Here is a 14,227-nt window from a genome sequence, read left to right on the forward strand (position 1 = left end):
GGCAAACCTAGGAAGAATGCCCCATTGCACGACAAGCTCGGCTATCTTTGCGGAGCAGGTCAAGCCAGGGGAGATCGTTGAGATGAGACCGCCGCTGCTGCTCATCGGGCACGGCACGCATGACGATACCGGCGTAGCCGAATTCGGCCGGTTCGTTCATCGGCTCCGTTGCCGCCTCGACGGCGACGTCGCGGACGTCTCCGGCGGCTTCGTCACCGGAGCCCGGCCGCCGCTCGCCGATTCCGTCGCCTCGCTCGTCGCGCGCGGCCACCACCACCTCGTCGCCCAGCCGCTGAGCCTCACCGGCGACCGCGCCGCGCTGGGCGACATCCCCGGCACGCTGGCGCTGGCCCAGGAGCTCCACCCGACGCTCGGTTACGACCTGGGCCGCCCGCTCGGCCCCGACCCGCGCATCCTGGAACTGCTGGCCGAACGCCTCGCCGACGCCGCGGCCGACATGCCCACGTTCGTGCGCGGCACCTTCGTCGAGGAGCCCGAGCCGATCGCGCTCAGCGAGACCGCGGTCGTCCTGGTGGGCCACGGCTCGCCGAGCACGTCGGCCAACGCCGAGGTCCACCGCGTGTCGCGGCTGTTCTGGGAGACCCACGCGGCCGACTACCTGACGGTCGAGACGGCCTACGTGTCCCACGCGCGGCCGGGCGTGCCCGGCGGCCTGGAGCGCTGCCGCCGCCTGGGCGCCAAGCGGGTCATCGTGCTGCCCTATGTGCTGTTCGCCGGTGGCGTGCTGGAGCGCATCTGGGCCCAGGCCCTCGCCTACGGCGCCAACCACGAGGGCCTCGACATCCGCTGCGCCGAGGTCATCGGCGACTGCGAGGGCTTGGCCGACGTGGTCATCGACCGCTACGAGGAGGCCCTGGCGGGAGCCGCCGCCACGACGGCCCGCCAGCGCTACGCCCAGGCCCTGGCCACCGAACGGCTCCAGGAGATCTTCCCGGTCCCGGCCCGCGTCTGATGCCGGTCGCGTCCGACGACCACGGGTCCACCGATCAGGAGCCCGATCAGGCCGGGCAGCGCAGGCATGTGGTCGACCACCACGGTCTCCGCCATCACGGTGACAGCGAGGTCGGCCCTGGCCTGGTGGATCTGGCGGTGAACGTCCGGCAGGGCATGCCGCCTACGTGGTTGCGGGAGATCCTCGTCTCCTCGATGTCGGAGATTTCGGCATATCCGAACGCGGAACGGGCGACCCGGGTCGTCGCCGAGTATCACGGCCGTGACCCTGACGAGGTCCTGCTCACGGTGGGCGCGGCCGAGGCGTTCACCCTGCTGGCACGCGTCCTCGCCACGGCCAGGCCGGTCGTGGTGCATCCTCAGTTCACCGAGCCTGAGGCGGCGTTGCGGGCCGTCGGGCTCGTGCCCGACCGGGTGGTGCTGCCCGACCCGTTCGTCCTGGACGCCTCGCTGATCCCCGGTGACGCCGATCTGGTGATGATCGGCAATCCGACCAACCCCACGTCCGTTCTGCACCCCGCCGCGACGATCGCCTCGCTCGCCCGGCCCGGCAGGTGTCTGGTCGTCGACGAGGCGTTCGCCGATTGTGTGCCCGGAGAGCCGGAATCGCTGGCCTCGGTCAGGTTGCCCGGTCTGGTGGTCGTCCGCAGCCTCACCAAGACCTGGGGCCTGGCCGGGCTCCGGATCGGTTACGTCATCGGCCCGCCGGAACTCGTCGCCGCGATGCGGGAGGCGCAGCCGCTCTGGGCGGTCTCCACGCCCGCGCTGGCCGCCGCCGAGGCGTGCGTCTCGCCGCGCGCGCAGGCCGAGGCCGCTCGATGGGCCGAGGAGATGGCGGGGAGGCGGCAGGTCCTCGCCGACGGCCTGGGAGCTCTGGGGGCCTACGTCGTGCCGGAGGCCCGGGGCTCCTTCGTCTGTGTACGCCTCCCGCACGCCCTCCGCCTCAGGACCCTCCTCCGGAAGAAGGGCTTCGCCGTCAGGCGGGCCGACACCTTCCCCGGCCTGGGCCCCGAGTGGCTGCGGGTGGCCGTGCGCGACGATGAGACGACGGCCGCCTTCCTGGCGGCCCTGAAGGAGGCCCGCGATGATCTCCCCGCTTGACCCCGCCGCCATGGCCGAGGCCAGAGCCCACCACGACCGCCTGACCAAGCCGAGGGGCGCGCTCGGCGCCCTTGAGGACGTGGCCGTGCGGCTGGCGGGCATCGCGGCGGTCTCGCCGCCGCCGCTTCCCGAGCCGGTGGCGCTGGCGATCTTCGCGGCGGATCACGGCGTACACGCGCAGGGGGTCTCTCCCTGGCCCCAAGAGGTGACCCAGCAGATGGTCGCCAACTTCCTGGCCGGCGGCGCGGTGGCGAACGCCTTCGCGGGCCAGGTCGGCGCGTCGGTGACCGTGGTGGACGTGGGCGTCAACGGCGACCTGCCGGACGCGCCCGGCCTGGTGTCGCGCAAGGTGAGAAGGGGCACCGCCGACCTGTCGCTGGGCCCCGCGATGACCGAGGCCGAGGCGCGGCAGGCCAGGGAGGCCGGCGCCGAGGTGGCCGAGCGGCTGGTGGCGCAGGGGGCCCGGTGCCTGGTCACCGGCGACATGGGCATCGCCAACACGACGGCCTCGGCGGCGCTGATCTGCGCGTACACGGGCAAGGAGCCGGGCGAGGTCACGGGACGCGGGACCGGGATCGACGACGCCATGCTCGCCCACAAGATCGCGGTGGTCACCCGGGCGCTGGAGGTCAACCGCGGCCTCGACCCGCTGGCCGCGCTGGGCGGACTGGAGCACGCCGCCATAGCCGGATATCTGCTGAAAGCCGCAGAGTTGCGGATCCCCGTCATCCTCGACGGCGTGATCGCCGGAGCGGCCGCGCTGGCCGCCGCCGCGATCGCGCCCGACGCGACCGGCTACTGGATCGCCGGCCACCGTTCCGCGGAGCCCGGCCACACCGCCGCGCTGGCCCATCTCGGGCTGCGCCCGCTCGTCGACCTGGAACTCCGCCTGGGCGAGGGCACGGGCGGTCTGCTCGCCCACCCGCTCGTCGTCGCCGCGGCCCGGGTGCTGCACGAGGTCGCCACCTTCGACGCCGCCGGAGTCACCGACAAGGAGGCCCTCGCATGACCCGATACGGCCCCATGTACGGCCCCGACATCACCTTCCTCGGCGTCGACCGCTGCGACCTGACCGACCCCGCCTCGTTCGAGGGCGCCGACGTCGTCATCCTGGGCGCCCCCTTCGACGGCGGCACCAGCCACCGCCCCGGCGCCCGGTTCGGCCCGACGGCCATGCGCCAGGCCTGCTACATGGCCCACGACGGCTCCCGCCCGAGTCTCGCCCTGCGGGTCGACGGGCTCAGGGACATCCGGGTCCTCGACGCCGGCGACGTCGAGTGCTTCTCGGGCGACCTGGAGAACTCGATCCGCGACATCGAGGCGGCCGTGCACACGATCGCCGCCTCCGGCGCCATCCCGGTCGTCCTCGGCGGCGACCACTCGATCGCCCTGCCCGACGCCCGGGGCGTGGCCCGCCACCACGGCTTCGGCCGTGTTTCGATGATCCACTTCGACGCCCACGCGGACACCGGCGACATCGAGTTCGGCCACCTCTACGGCCACGGCCAGCCGATGCGCCGCCTGATCGAGTCGGGCGCCATCCGGGGCGACCGGTTCCTCCAGATCGGCCTGCGCGGCTACTGGCCCGGCCCCGAGGTCCTGTCGTGGATGGCCGGGCAGAACATGCGCTCGTACGAGATGACGGAGATCGTCCACCGAGGCCTGTCCGAGTGCCTGACCGAGGCCTTCGCCATCGCCCTGGACGACTGCGACGGCATCTTCCTGTCGGTCGACATCGACGTCTGCGACCCGGGCCACGCCCCCGGCACCGGCACCCCCGAACCGGGGGGCCTGTCGGCCAGGGAGCTGCTCGACTCGGTGCGGCGCATCTGCTACGAACTGCCGGTCGTCGGCCTGGAGGTCGTGGAGGTCGCGCCGCCCTACGACCACGCCGACATCACCGCCCTGCTGGGCAACCGGGTCGTGCTGGAGGCCCTGTCGGCGATCGCCCGCAGACGGTCGGGCGAGCCGTGGGACCCCCGCCAACCCCTGCTCGACGGTCGCTGACCAGGCCGGTCTACCAGCCGCCGCCGTGCAGCTGGCCGCGCACCGCGCCGCCGGGGAACTCGCTGGTGTGCAGGTTGGTGTACCAGTTCTTCGGGTTCTTCTTGATGCCCTTGGCGACCGACGACGAGGCCGTCCCGGTGCCGGCGATGCCGTTCACGCCCGCAGGGAGGCCCGAGGGGGCCGAGAAGAAGTCGACGACGACCGGCCCGTTCTTGCCCTTGGGCGCCTTGTGGATGTGCGCGAGGGTCGGCTGCGCGATGTTCTTCCAGACCGTCGCGAAGTGGACCTTGGTGCCCTTCACCCAGACCAGCCAGACGGCCTTGCCGTTCTTGTCGCCGACCTTGGTCCCGGGCGCCGGGACCTCCTGCCGGCCGTCGGCGATCGCGGTGAGCGTCGAGCGCGAGCCGGTGGCCAGCACAGTGTCGAGGTGGACGGGCTTGATGCGGTGGAGCTGGGCCCGCACGGCGCCGCCGGGGAACTCGCCGGTGTGCAGGTTGGCGTACCAGCCGGCGGGGTTGTTGCGGATCCGGTTGAGCAGGGCGCCGTCGTTGACGGTCACGCTGCCCTTGACCGCGCTCAGCGTGCCCGGCAGGGCCGACCCCATGAAGAACCCGATCTTCACGTCGCCGTTCCTGCCCTTCACACCCTGGTGGATGTGGAAGGCGGTGGGGGCGGCGGTGCCCTGCCAGCGGACGGCGTACTCGACCTTGTTGCCGTGGATGCGGAACACCGCGAGCGCGATGCCGTCCTTGTCGCCGACCTTCGTGCCGGGGGCCTTGACCTCGTTCTTGCCGAGCAGCGTGGCCGCGAAGTAGGCGTCGGGAGCCTGCTGTACGGACTGGGCGGCGCCCTGCGCCGAGGAGGAGCCGTGGCCGGGGTGGGCGGCGGCGGGGGCGGCGGCGGTCGCGGCGGTGATCGCGGTGGCGGCGAGGGCGAGACCGGGGACGATGAGCTTGCGCAGCATTTCGGGCAACTCCTGTTTTGTCGCTTCTGGGTGCTTGCGGATGACAGTAGGAGTTGCGATAAGCCCCGTTCTGTGGTCAATTACCCACTCGACGGCAGTGTGACCGAGGTCACTACTTTGGGTGGGACAAGACCGATACCGGCGATCTCTTGAGTCGCGTCACAGGTCAGCCGGTAGGTTTACTGCCTAACGAAACCTGTGCCACAACGAGGGAGAAATGGCCCCCTATCTGCTCGGCCTGCGGCTCGACGGGCGGCGGGTGCTGGTCGTCGGTGGCGGCCGGGTCGCCCAGCGCCGCATCCCCGCCCTGCTCGACGCCGGCGCCGCGGTCACGCTGGTCTCGCCCAGTGCGACGCCCGCGCTCGACGACCTGATCGCCGACGGCCGCGTCACCTGGGAACGCCGCCGCTACCAGCCGGGCGACGTCGACGACGCCTGGCTGGTGCACGCCTGCACCAGCGACCGCGCCGCCAACGCCGCCATCGCCGAAGAGGCCGAGGCCAAGCGCATCTGGTGCGTCCGCGCCGACGACAAGGACGCTTCCGCGGCCTGGACCCCGGCCAGCGGCCGGGTCGACGAGATCGGCGTCGCGGTCACCGCCGGGGGAGACCCGCGCCGGGCGGCCGGCATCCGCGACGCGGTCGTCGACGCGATCCGCGACGGCGCCATCGACGCCCGCCGCCACCGTGACAAGCCCGTCGGCGTCGCCCTCGTCGGCGGCGGCCCCGGCGACCCTGGCCTGATCACCGTCCGGGGACGCCAGCTTCTCGCCCAGGCCGACGTCGTGATCGCCGACCGGCTCATCCCGCGTTCCCTGCTCGACGAGCTCTCCGCCGACGTCGAGCTCATCGACGCCGCCAAGGTCCCCTACGGCCGGTTCCTGCCCCAGGAGAAGATCAACGAGCTGCTCGTCTCGCGGGCCCTCGACGGGAAGTTCGTGGTCCGACTGAAGGGCGGCGACCCGTTCGTCTTCGGCCGGGGCGGCGAGGAGATGCTCGCCTGCGCCGAGGCCGGGGTGCCCGTGACGGTCGTACCTGGGATCACCAGTGCGGTCGCGGTGCCCGCCGCGGCGGGCGTGCCGGTCACCCATCGGGGCGTCAGCCAGGACTTCCACGTCGTCTCGGTGCACGTCGCCCCCGGACATCCCGCCTCGACCGTCGACTGGCGGCTATTGGCGGGATCAGAGGGAACCCTGATACTGCTGATGGCCGTGGAACGCATCGCGGAGATCGCCGACGCTTTGCTGCGTGAGGGACGTTCGCCGGAAACTCCCGTAATGGTGGTACAGGACGGTACTCTTCCCACCCAGCGGGCGGTGCGCGCCACCTTGCGCGACGTGGCTGAGCGCGTCACCTCCGCGGGCGTACGGCCACCGGCGATCGTCGTCGTCGGCGACGTCGTCAAGGTCGGTCAGGAGATCGAGATGGTGCGAGCGGAGCGAGCCCGATGAAGGCTGCCAACCAGACACCGCGGTCCGAACCCGCAGACGAGGCCGCCATGCCCGAGGAAGAACCCGAGTCGCCCGGCGAGCAGACACTGAACTTCCGGGCGATCAGAGACGACGAGCCCCCCGATGAGGCGGCTCCAGACGAAGACCAGAACGAGGACGACGACCTCTACGAAGAGGAGTTCGCCCTCCCGGAACAGGTGTCGGGCGCCCTCACCGACGCCCTCAGCCAGCTCCGCGAGGCCGTCACCGGCCTCCACCTCGGCCTCGACGTGCCCGGCGCCGACGAGGCCCGCAAGTCCCAGGCGGCCGTGCTGGCCCAGCTCGACGACTACGTCATCCCCCGCGTCCACATGAGCACCGCCCCCGCCCTGATCGTCGTCGCCGGATCGACGGGGGCCGGGAAGTCCACACTGGTCAACACCCTCGCCGCGCAGACCGTCAGCGCCACCGGCGTGCGCCGCCCCACCACCGGCACCCCCGTCCTGGTCTGCAACCCGGCCGACGAACGCTGGTTCACCAAGGGCACGCTGCTGAGCGGCCTCAACCGCGTCCGGGAACCCGGGGAGGGCCCGGGCGCCGACTCGATCGTGGTCAGCTCCACCAAGTGGCTGCCTCAGGGCGTCGCCCTGCTCGACACCCCCGACATCGACTCGGTCGTCGAGGAACACCACGACATCGCCCACCGCATGCTCGACGCCGCCGACCTGTGGGTCTTCGTCACCAGCGCGGCCCGCTACGCCGACGCCCCCTCGTGGGGCCTGCTCAAACTCGCCAAGGAGCGCGGCGCCCGCCTGGTGATCGTCCTGTCCCGCGTCCCGGTGCGCTCCCGCGAGGTCGTGGCCAAACACTTCACCCGCATGCTCGACGAGTACGGCCTCGGCGAGGTGGAGCGCTTCATCGTCAACGAGACCACCGTCACCGACGGCCGCCTCCCCGATGACGAGGTGGCCGACCTGCGCAGGTGGTTGTCGGAGTTGTCGGTCGACGAGCAGCGCCGGGCGCTGGCCGTCCAGGCGACCCTGAACGGCGTGCTCAACAGCTTCCGCGCCCGCGTCCCCGCGCTGGCCCGCCACCTGGAGACCCAGGTGGCCCTGCGGGCCGACCTGCGCTCGGACATCGACGCGGCGTTCTCCGGAGCCCTGGCCGAGATCGAGGAGTCGACCCGCGACGGCTCGCTGCTGCGCGGTGAGGTGCTGGCCCGCTGGCAGGACTTCGCCGGCTCCGGCGACCTGATGCGCACCCTCCAGATCCGCCGGGCCAAGAACCACGGCCCCGAACGCCTCGGCGCCCTGCGCGACGCCCTGCGCAGCGGCCTCGAATCGGTCATCAGCACGGCCGTCCACCGCGCCTCGGAAGAGGTCGTCACCCGCTGGCGCCAGCGCGCCGGAGCGGGCGACCGCCTGGCCGCCCTGCCCGGCCTGGGCCGCCCGGCCGACGACGTCGACCGTCGCACCGCCCGCATGGTCGCCTCGTGGCAGGACCACGTCACCGAGCTGGTCCGCACCGAGGGCGTCACGAAGCGCTCGGTCGCCCGCCTGGTCTCCTTCGACGTCGAGTCGCTCGCCCTGATCTTCACCGTCGGCCTGCTCGGCTACGGCACCGGCGACGCCCCCGGAGGCAACGGCGCCCTCCCGCAGCGGCTCCTGCGCGGCCTGCTCGGCGCCGAGTCGCTGCGCAGCATCAGCGCCAAGGCCCGCTCCGACCTGCGCGCCCGTGTCGGTTTACTGTTCGACGACGAGACGCTGCGCTACGTCGACGCCCTCGACGGAGCCGGGATCCCCGACGAGTCCGCGGCCACCCGGCTCTACCAGGCCACCTACAACCTCGAGGTCGCCCGATGACGATCACCGCCGAGCCGAGGCACGGCCTCGGCACGCGGCTGGCCGCCCTGACCAGGGTGGTCGATCTCGGCCAGGGCCGCGAAGACCCCGACCTGCTGACCGAGGCGACCCAGCTCATCATCCGCGCCGGCAACCGCCTCAAACTGTCCTCCGACCACACCGTCGTGGCCTTGGCGGGCGGCACGGGCAGCGGCAAGTCGTCCCTGTTCAACGCCATCTCGGGCCTCGACCTGTCACCCACGGGCGTCCGCCGCCCCACCACGGCCCGCACCCACGCGTGCGTGTGGGGCCTGGAGGGCGCCGCCCCCCTGCTCGACTGGCTCCAGATCCAGTGGCGCCACCGCTTCTCCCGGGCCAGCGCCCTCGACAAGGACGACGGCCAGCTCAACGGCCTGATCCTGCTCGACCTCCCCGACCACGACTCGATCCGCGCCCTGACCGACACCGAGGCCGACCGCCTCATCACGTCGGCCGACCTGATCGTCTGGGTCCTCGACCCCCAGAAGTACGCCGACGCCTCCACCCATCGCCGCTACGTGACCGAACTCGCCGGCCACGACGCCGTGACGGTCTTCGCCCTCAACCAGGCCGACCGCCTGACCCCGGAGGAGGTTGAGGAGTGCCTGGCCGACCTCCGCGACCTGCTGGCCCGCGAGGGCGTCGACAACCCCCGCGTGGTCGCCACCTCGGCCGTGACGGGCGGCGGCGTCGACGACCTGCGGGCGGAGCTGGCCGAGTCGGTCAGCGCCCGCCGGGCCGGCTACCTGCGCCTGGAGGCCGACCTCGACCGCCTGATGCTCCGCCTGGCCAAGGACATGCCGGCCATGCTCAAGGTCGACCCCACCGTCGACCCCGCCCGCCGGGCGGGCCTGACCGACGCCCTGTGCGACGCCGTCGGCGCCTCCGCCGTGGGCGAGGCCCTGGAGAACGTCTACGGAACCCGCTCGATCGACTGGGTCGGCTGGCCGTGGGGCCGCTGGGCCTCCCGTTTCCGCGGCGACCCCCTGAAGCACCTCAAGCTCGGCGACGTGAAAGACGAGATCCGCACCCTGGTCTCCGACTCCGTCCACGCCCAGCCGGCCGAGGTCGACAACGCCGTCCAGGCCCTGTCCGACGGCCTGACCCAGGGCATGCCCGAACCCTGGCAGGACGCGGTCCGCGACGCGGCCCGCTCACGGTCCGGCCAGCTCCCCAAGGTCCTGACCGACGAACTGGCCGAGATCGCGCCGCCTTTGGACCGGGTGCCGGGCTGGTGGCGGCTGGCGAAGGTGTGGCAACTCCTCCTCGTGCTGCTGTTCGTGGCGGGCCTCGGCCTGATCGGCTCGATCGTGGCCTACGGGGTCCTGAAGGTCGGCGAGCCTCCGGCGGAACTGCTGGGCGACGTGGCGGCACTGCCGTGGGTGGTCCTGATGATGGTCAGCGTGCTGGGAGTGGGCCTCCTGTCGGCCGTGGCCAGCCGCAACTTCGTGGTGATGGCCGCCGGGAAGGAACGCGACCGGCTGGAGAGGGACATGCGCCGCCGCGTGGCGGGCGTGGCCCAGGACCTGGTGATCGAACCGGTCGAACGCGAACTGACCCGCTACAACGACTACTTCGCAGCCCTGGACACCTCCCGCCGATGACACGCGCCCCTTCGACGACCCGGTCACAGCCCTGACGGGCCGGCCCGCTCCGGGGGAGTTGAGCGGACCGGCCCTCGACGGTGGTGGGGCCGCCGATCGTCAGGCGGCGGCCGGGACCGCCTCGTCGGGCCACGACTCGGTCTCCTCGGCCGGGTCGTCCTGGCCCGCGCCGCCCTCCAGGACCCGCAGGCCGGGAGTGTTGAGTTCCCAGTCGCGGGTGTCGTCCTCCATCGCGCGCAGGTCGTCGTCGGTCATGGAACCGCGGGAGGCGCCCCGGGCCGGACGTTCGAAGCTGGAGATGCCCCACTTCAGGTCGTGGCCGACGGAGGTCGCCTCCACCTCCACCCAGAAGCGCTGCTCCCCCTCACGCTCGAACTGCTTGACCCGGAGCTTGCCGACCACCACGACCGGGTGCCCCCGCCGGACCGACTGGGCGACGTGGTCGGCCAGCCCCCGGTAGGACCTGACGGTGTAGAAGGTCGTCTCGCCGTCGCGCCAGGTCTGCGTCTGGCGGTCGAGGATCCGGCGGTCGACGGCCACCCGCATGGAGGTGGCGCGGGACCCGTCGCCGAACGTGAACTGCTTGGGGTCGTCGGTGACGTTTCCGGTCAGCGTCACGTAGATCTCGCTCATTGTTCTCTGTCCTCCGTCTGCCCGGACCCTCGCCGGGCACGGGCACAACAGTGGCCCGGCCTCGACCCCGCCGACGGGCGTGGAGCCACGCCTGTGGATAACCCGGAGGCGAGCGCAGCGCCTGTGGACAAGCGAGGCTCGGCATAACCCGCGAACCCGCCGAACACACCAAAAACCAGACCTGGCGCTACTCGGCCAGATCTGGTTGGTGATCGTCAGGCCTCCGAAAAAAGTTGGAGGACCTGGTTCGCCGTCCCGGCTGGGGAGAGCCGGAGGCGGTCATCTAGTGGCTGGACATCTCGGGAACCGTCGCTGATGCGCGATGGAGGGGGCATCGGCCGTGCGCGGCCGATATCCCGCACGCTGTTTCACCAGCGTCGGGAGGACGGCCGATGGCGACTAAACGTGTCGCTGCGAGAGCACCAGACTGGTCAGGTCCAGACAACGCCCCGAGCCATGGCTGCTCCTTTCCGCGCGCGGCCCGCTCCGGGTGAGCGGTCAACCTCCGTGCCGGCCATCGGATCGTGATGGCCACCTCGCCCAAGGTAGCGGTTCCCGTCGCGCGTCGCACACTCCGCAACTATTGTGTTACACATCGTGAGACGCTGCGTTCAGCGGATGAGAAGGCGTTTGGGGGAGCGGATGACAGCGCCAAGTCAGACCTCGGCCAAACCAATCGGGGGGCCTCCGTCGCGGGCGGGCCGCTGGCCTTTGACGGCACAGCGACGCCCGTTGGTCGGCTATCTCTTTCTGATCGTCACCATCGATCTCGTCGCGATCGTCGGGTTGTCGCTGGTGACCGTGCCGTCGGTCGGCGATCTGCTGGTCTTCTGCTCGCTGATGGCCTGTGGCGCCGTGTGCATCGAGGCGACCCGGCGGCTCGGCATGCCCGCCGGGGTGTCGCGCGACCTGCTCTCGGCCTGGTGGTTGCCGGTGGCGTTGCTGCTGCCGCCGGTCTACGCGCTGCTGGCGCCCATTCCGTTGCAGATCCTCCTGCAGCTCCGGGTGCGGGCCACCGTCGTCTACCGGCGGGTGGTCACGTCGGCGGCCATCGGGCTGGCGGCGGGGGCCGCCTCGCTGGTGTTCCACTCGCAGGTCGACGACCCCGCCCGGCTGACCGAGGGCGTGGGATGGCCGATCGTGCTGGCCGTCGGCTGCGCGGCGCTGTTCACGATCCTCAACACGGCCCTGATCGCGGTCGCCGCGCACACCGCCGATCCCGACGTCCGCTGGCGCGACGTGTTGTGGGATCGGGAGAGCCTGCTGCTCGACGCCGTCGAGTTGTGCCTCGGGCTGATCGTCGCGATCATGTGCGGCCTCAACCTGCTGCTCCTGGTGCTCGCGCTGCCGCCGGTCATGCTGCTGCAGCGCAGTCTGATGCACGCCCAGTTGCAGGCCGCCGCCCGCACCGACCCGAAGACCGGGTTGCTGAACGCCGCCGCCTGGCAGCGCGAGGCCGACACGGAGATCGTCCGGGCCCACCGCACGGGTGAGATGCTGGCGCTGCTGATCGTCGACATCGACCACTTCAAGCGGGTGAACGACACCTACGGCCACCTCGTCGGCGACCAGGTGCTCATCGGGGTGGCCGCCACGTTGCGCAGCCAGCTGCGCGACTACGACGTGGTCGGGCGGTTCGGCGGCGAGGAGTTCGTGGTGCTGCTGCCACGGGCCGACCTGGCCGAGGCGCGCCGGGTGGCCGAGCGGCTGCGCAGCCGGGTCGGGCGCATGGCGGTGCCCGCCGACGACGCCATGATCACGGTCACCATCTCGCTCGGGGTCGCGATCATGAACGTACACGGGCATGATCTCATCGAGCTGTTGGCCGCCGCCGACCTGGCGCTTTACCGTGCCAAGGAGCTCGGGCGCGACCGGGTCTGCCTGCCGGCGCAGCAGATGCCGCCACCCGGCGGCAAGCCAGCAACCGCGTGCTGAGTTGCCACTAAGCTTGACGTCATGGCCGAGTACATCTACACGTTGCAGCGCGTGCGCAAAGCACACGGCGACAAGGTGATCCTTGACGACGTCACGCTGTCCTTCCTGCCCGGAGCGAAGATCGGGGTGCTTGGCCCGAACGGAACGGGCAAGTCCACCCTGCTGCGCATGATGGCCGGTCTCGAGCCGACCTCCAACGGCGAGGCCCGCCTGATGCCCGGTTACACCGTGGGCATGCTGCAGCAGGAGCCGCCGCTCAACGAGTCCAAGACCGTTCTCGGGAACGTCGAGGAGGGCGTCGCCGAGACCAAGGCGATGCTCGACCGCTTCAACGCCATCGCCGAGCAGATGGCCACCGACTACAGCGACGCGCTGCTCGAAGAGATGGGCAAGCTGCAGGACGAGCTCGACCACCGCAACGCGTGGGACCTCGACGCCCAGCTCGAACAGGCGATGGACGCACTGCGCTGCCCGCCCCCCGACGCCGACGTGACCACCCTCTCCGGTGGTGAGCGCCGCCGCGTCGCGCTGTGCAAGCTCCTCCTCGAGCAGCCCGACCTGCTGCTCCTCGACGAGCCCACCAACCACCTCGACGCCGAGAGTGTCAACTGGTTGGAGTCCCACCTGGAGAAGTACCCCGGCACCGTCCTGGCCGTCACCCACGACCGCTACTTCCTCGACAACGTGGCGACCTGGATCCTGGAGCTCGACCGCGGCCGCTGCTTCCCCTACGAGGGCAACTACTCGACCTACCTCGAGGCCAAGGCCGCCCGTCTGAAGGTCGAGGGCCAGAAAGACGCCAAGCGCAAGAAGCGCCTGGAAGAAGAGCTCCAGTGGGTCCGGTCGAACGCCCGCGCCCGCCAGACCAAGAGCAAGGCCCGTCTCCAGCGCTACGAGGAGATGGCCGCCGAGGCCGACAAGTTCCGCAAGCTCGACTTCGAGGAGATCCAGATCCCGCCGGGCCCGCGTCTGGGCACGACGGTCATCCGGGCCGAACACCTGACCAAGGGTTTCGAAGACCGCGTCCTGATGGACGACCTGACGTTCGACCTGCCGCGCAACGGCATCGTCGGCATCATCGGCCCCAACGGCGTCGGCAAGACGACCCTGTTCCGCATGATCACCGGCAGCGAGACCCCCGACAAGGGCGGGATCGTCATCGGCGACACCGTGAAGATCTCCTACGCCGACCAGTCGCGCGGGGGCATCGACCCGAACAAGAACGTGTGGGAGGTCGTGTCCGACGGGCTCGACTTCATCAAGGTCGGCAACGTCGAGATGCCGTCCCGCGCCTACATCGCGGCGTTCGGGTTCAAGGGGCCCGACCAGCAGAAGAAGGCCGGGGTGCTGTCGGGTGGCGAGCGCAACCGGCTCAACCTGGCGCTGACCCTCAAGCAGGGCGGCAACGTGCTGCTGCTCGACGAACCGACCAACGACCTCGACACCGAAACGTTGTCGTCGCTGGAGAACGCGCTGCTCGACTTCCCGGGCTGCGCCGTGATCACCTCCCACGACCGGTGGTTCCTCGACCGCATCGCGACCCACATCCTGGCCTGGGAAGAGGGTTCGAACTGGTTCTGGTTCGAGGGCAACTTCGCCGACTACGAGAAGAACAAGATCGAGCGCATGGGCGCCGAGGCGGCCCGTCCCCACCGCGTGACCTACCGGAAGCTCACCCGCGACTGACGTCCGCGACGGCGAA

11 protein-coding genes are annotated in these 14,227 nt (G+C 71.2%); 9 read left to right on the plus strand and 2 right to left on the minus strand.

The annotated features are described in order from the left end of the window. Positions 1-82 precede the first annotated feature (82 nt). Genes GT755_RS25475 through speB form a run of 4 tightly spaced genes read left to right on the plus strand, consistent with a single transcriptional unit; the run spans position 83 to position 4,080 of the window. Entirely contained in the window at positions 83-973 is an 891-nt protein-coding gene (locus GT755_RS25475) for a sirohydrochlorin chelatase (RefSeq protein ID WP_081898935.1), read from the plus strand. After that, on the plus strand, positions 973-2,073 hold the full coding sequence (cobC, locus tag GT755_RS25480) for an Rv2231c family pyridoxal phosphate-dependent protein CobC (protein WP_161482132.1): 1,101 nt from the start codon (positions 973-975) through the stop codon (positions 2,071-2,073). Before GT755_RS25475 ends, cobC begins: the two co-directional genes overlap by 1 nt. Next, positions 2,057-3,082 carry a nicotinate-nucleotide--dimethylbenzimidazole phosphoribosyltransferase gene (gene cobT, locus GT755_RS25485; RefSeq protein ID WP_161482133.1) on the plus strand — a complete coding sequence of 342 codons (1,026 nt, stop codon included), beginning with the start codon at positions 2,057-2,059 and terminating at the stop codon, positions 3,080-3,082. Before cobC ends, cobT begins: the two co-directional genes overlap by 17 nt. Then, positions 3,079-4,080, plus strand: coding sequence for an agmatinase (gene speB, locus GT755_RS25490; protein ID WP_161482134.1), 1,002 nt, complete (start codon positions 3,079-3,081; stop codon positions 4,078-4,080). The genes cobT and speB overlap by 4 nt, the downstream gene beginning before the upstream one ends. A gap of 10 nt (positions 4,081-4,090) precedes the next feature. Here the strand turns inward: speB and GT755_RS25495 are convergent, their stop codons facing one another. Further along, positions 4,091-5,044: a CHRD domain-containing protein gene (locus tag GT755_RS25495; protein WP_161482135.1), complete on the minus strand. Its 954-nt coding sequence runs from the start codon at positions 5,042-5,044 to the stop codon at positions 4,091-4,093. A 217-nt stretch (positions 5,045-5,261) separates the two neighbouring features. Between GT755_RS25495 and cobA the strand changes: the two genes are divergently transcribed. Genes cobA through GT755_RS25510 form a run of 3 tightly spaced genes read left to right on the plus strand, consistent with a single transcriptional unit; the run spans position 5,262 to position 9,957 of the window. After that, complete coding sequence (gene cobA / locus GT755_RS25500) at positions 5,262-6,494, plus strand: uroporphyrinogen-III C-methyltransferase (protein ID WP_161482136.1); 1,233 nt, start codon at positions 5,262-5,264, stop codon at positions 6,492-6,494. A 47-nt stretch (positions 6,495-6,541) separates the two neighbouring features. Further along, positions 6,542-8,335 carry a dynamin family protein gene (locus GT755_RS25505; protein WP_161482137.1) on the plus strand — a complete coding sequence of 598 codons (1,794 nt, stop codon included), beginning with the start codon at positions 6,542-6,544 and terminating at the stop codon, positions 8,333-8,335. Next, on the plus strand, positions 8,332-9,957 hold the full coding sequence (locus GT755_RS25510; RefSeq protein WP_161482138.1) for a GTPase family protein: 1,626 nt from the start codon (positions 8,332-8,334) through the stop codon (positions 9,955-9,957). The genes GT755_RS25505 and GT755_RS25510 overlap by 4 nt, the downstream gene beginning before the upstream one ends. A 99-nt stretch (positions 9,958-10,056) precedes the next feature. Here the strand turns inward: GT755_RS25510 and ssb are convergent, their stop codons facing one another. Beyond that, a complete protein-coding gene (gene ssb, locus GT755_RS25515) occupies positions 10,057-10,590 on the minus strand; it encodes a single-stranded DNA-binding protein (RefSeq protein ID WP_161482139.1) in 534 nt (177 codons plus the stop codon). A 732-nt stretch (positions 10,591-11,322) separates the two neighbouring features. On the opposite strand from ssb, the gene GT755_RS25520 reads away from it, so the two are divergent. Beyond that, a complete protein-coding gene (locus GT755_RS25520) occupies positions 11,323-12,525 on the plus strand; it encodes a GGDEF domain-containing protein (RefSeq protein ID WP_235967244.1) in 1,203 nt (400 codons plus the stop codon). A 21-nt stretch (positions 12,526-12,546) separates the two neighbouring features. Then, positions 12,547-14,211 carry an energy-dependent translational throttle protein EttA gene (gene ettA / locus GT755_RS25525; RefSeq protein ID WP_030456753.1) on the plus strand — a complete coding sequence of 555 codons (1,665 nt, stop codon included), beginning with the start codon at positions 12,547-12,549 and terminating at the stop codon, positions 14,209-14,211. Positions 14,212-14,227 lie beyond the last annotated feature (16 nt).

Origin of the sequence: Herbidospora solisilvae, assembly GCF_009901565.1 — a bacterium.
In the GTDB taxonomy this organism is placed as follows: domain Bacteria; phylum Actinomycetota; class Actinomycetes; order Streptosporangiales; family Streptosporangiaceae; genus Herbidospora; species Herbidospora solisilvae.

Excerpts from the sequence above, each read along its gene's own strand:
- GT755_RS25475 (WP_081898935.1), top strand. The coding sequence starts at position 83 with ATGAGACCGCCGCTGCTGCTCATCGGGCACGGCACGCATGACGATACC.
- cobC (WP_161482132.1), top strand. The coding sequence starts at position 973 with ATGCCGGTCGCGTCCGACGACCACGGGTCCACCGATCAGGAGCCCGAT.
- cobT (WP_161482133.1), top strand. The coding sequence starts at position 2,057 with ATGATCTCCCCGCTTGACCCCGCCGCCATGGCCGAGGCCAGAGCCCAC.
- speB (WP_161482134.1), top strand. The coding sequence starts at position 3,079 with ATGACCCGATACGGCCCCATGTACGGCCCCGACATCACCTTCCTCGGC.
- GT755_RS25495 (WP_161482135.1), bottom strand. The coding sequence starts at position 5,044 with ATGCTGCGCAAGCTCATCGTCCCCGGTCTCGCCCTCGCCGCCACCGCG.
- cobA (WP_161482136.1), top strand. The coding sequence starts at position 5,262 with ATGGCCCCCTATCTGCTCGGCCTGCGGCTCGACGGGCGGCGGGTGCTG.
- GT755_RS25505 (WP_161482137.1), top strand. The coding sequence starts at position 6,542 with ATGCCCGAGGAAGAACCCGAGTCGCCCGGCGAGCAGACACTGAACTTC.
- GT755_RS25510 (WP_161482138.1), top strand. The coding sequence starts at position 8,332 with ATGACGATCACCGCCGAGCCGAGGCACGGCCTCGGCACGCGGCTGGCC.
- ssb (WP_161482139.1), bottom strand. The coding sequence starts at position 10,590 with ATGAGCGAGATCTACGTGACGCTGACCGGAAACGTCACCGACGACCCC.
- ettA (WP_030456753.1), top strand. The coding sequence starts at position 12,547 with ATGGCCGAGTACATCTACACGTTGCAGCGCGTGCGCAAAGCACACGGC.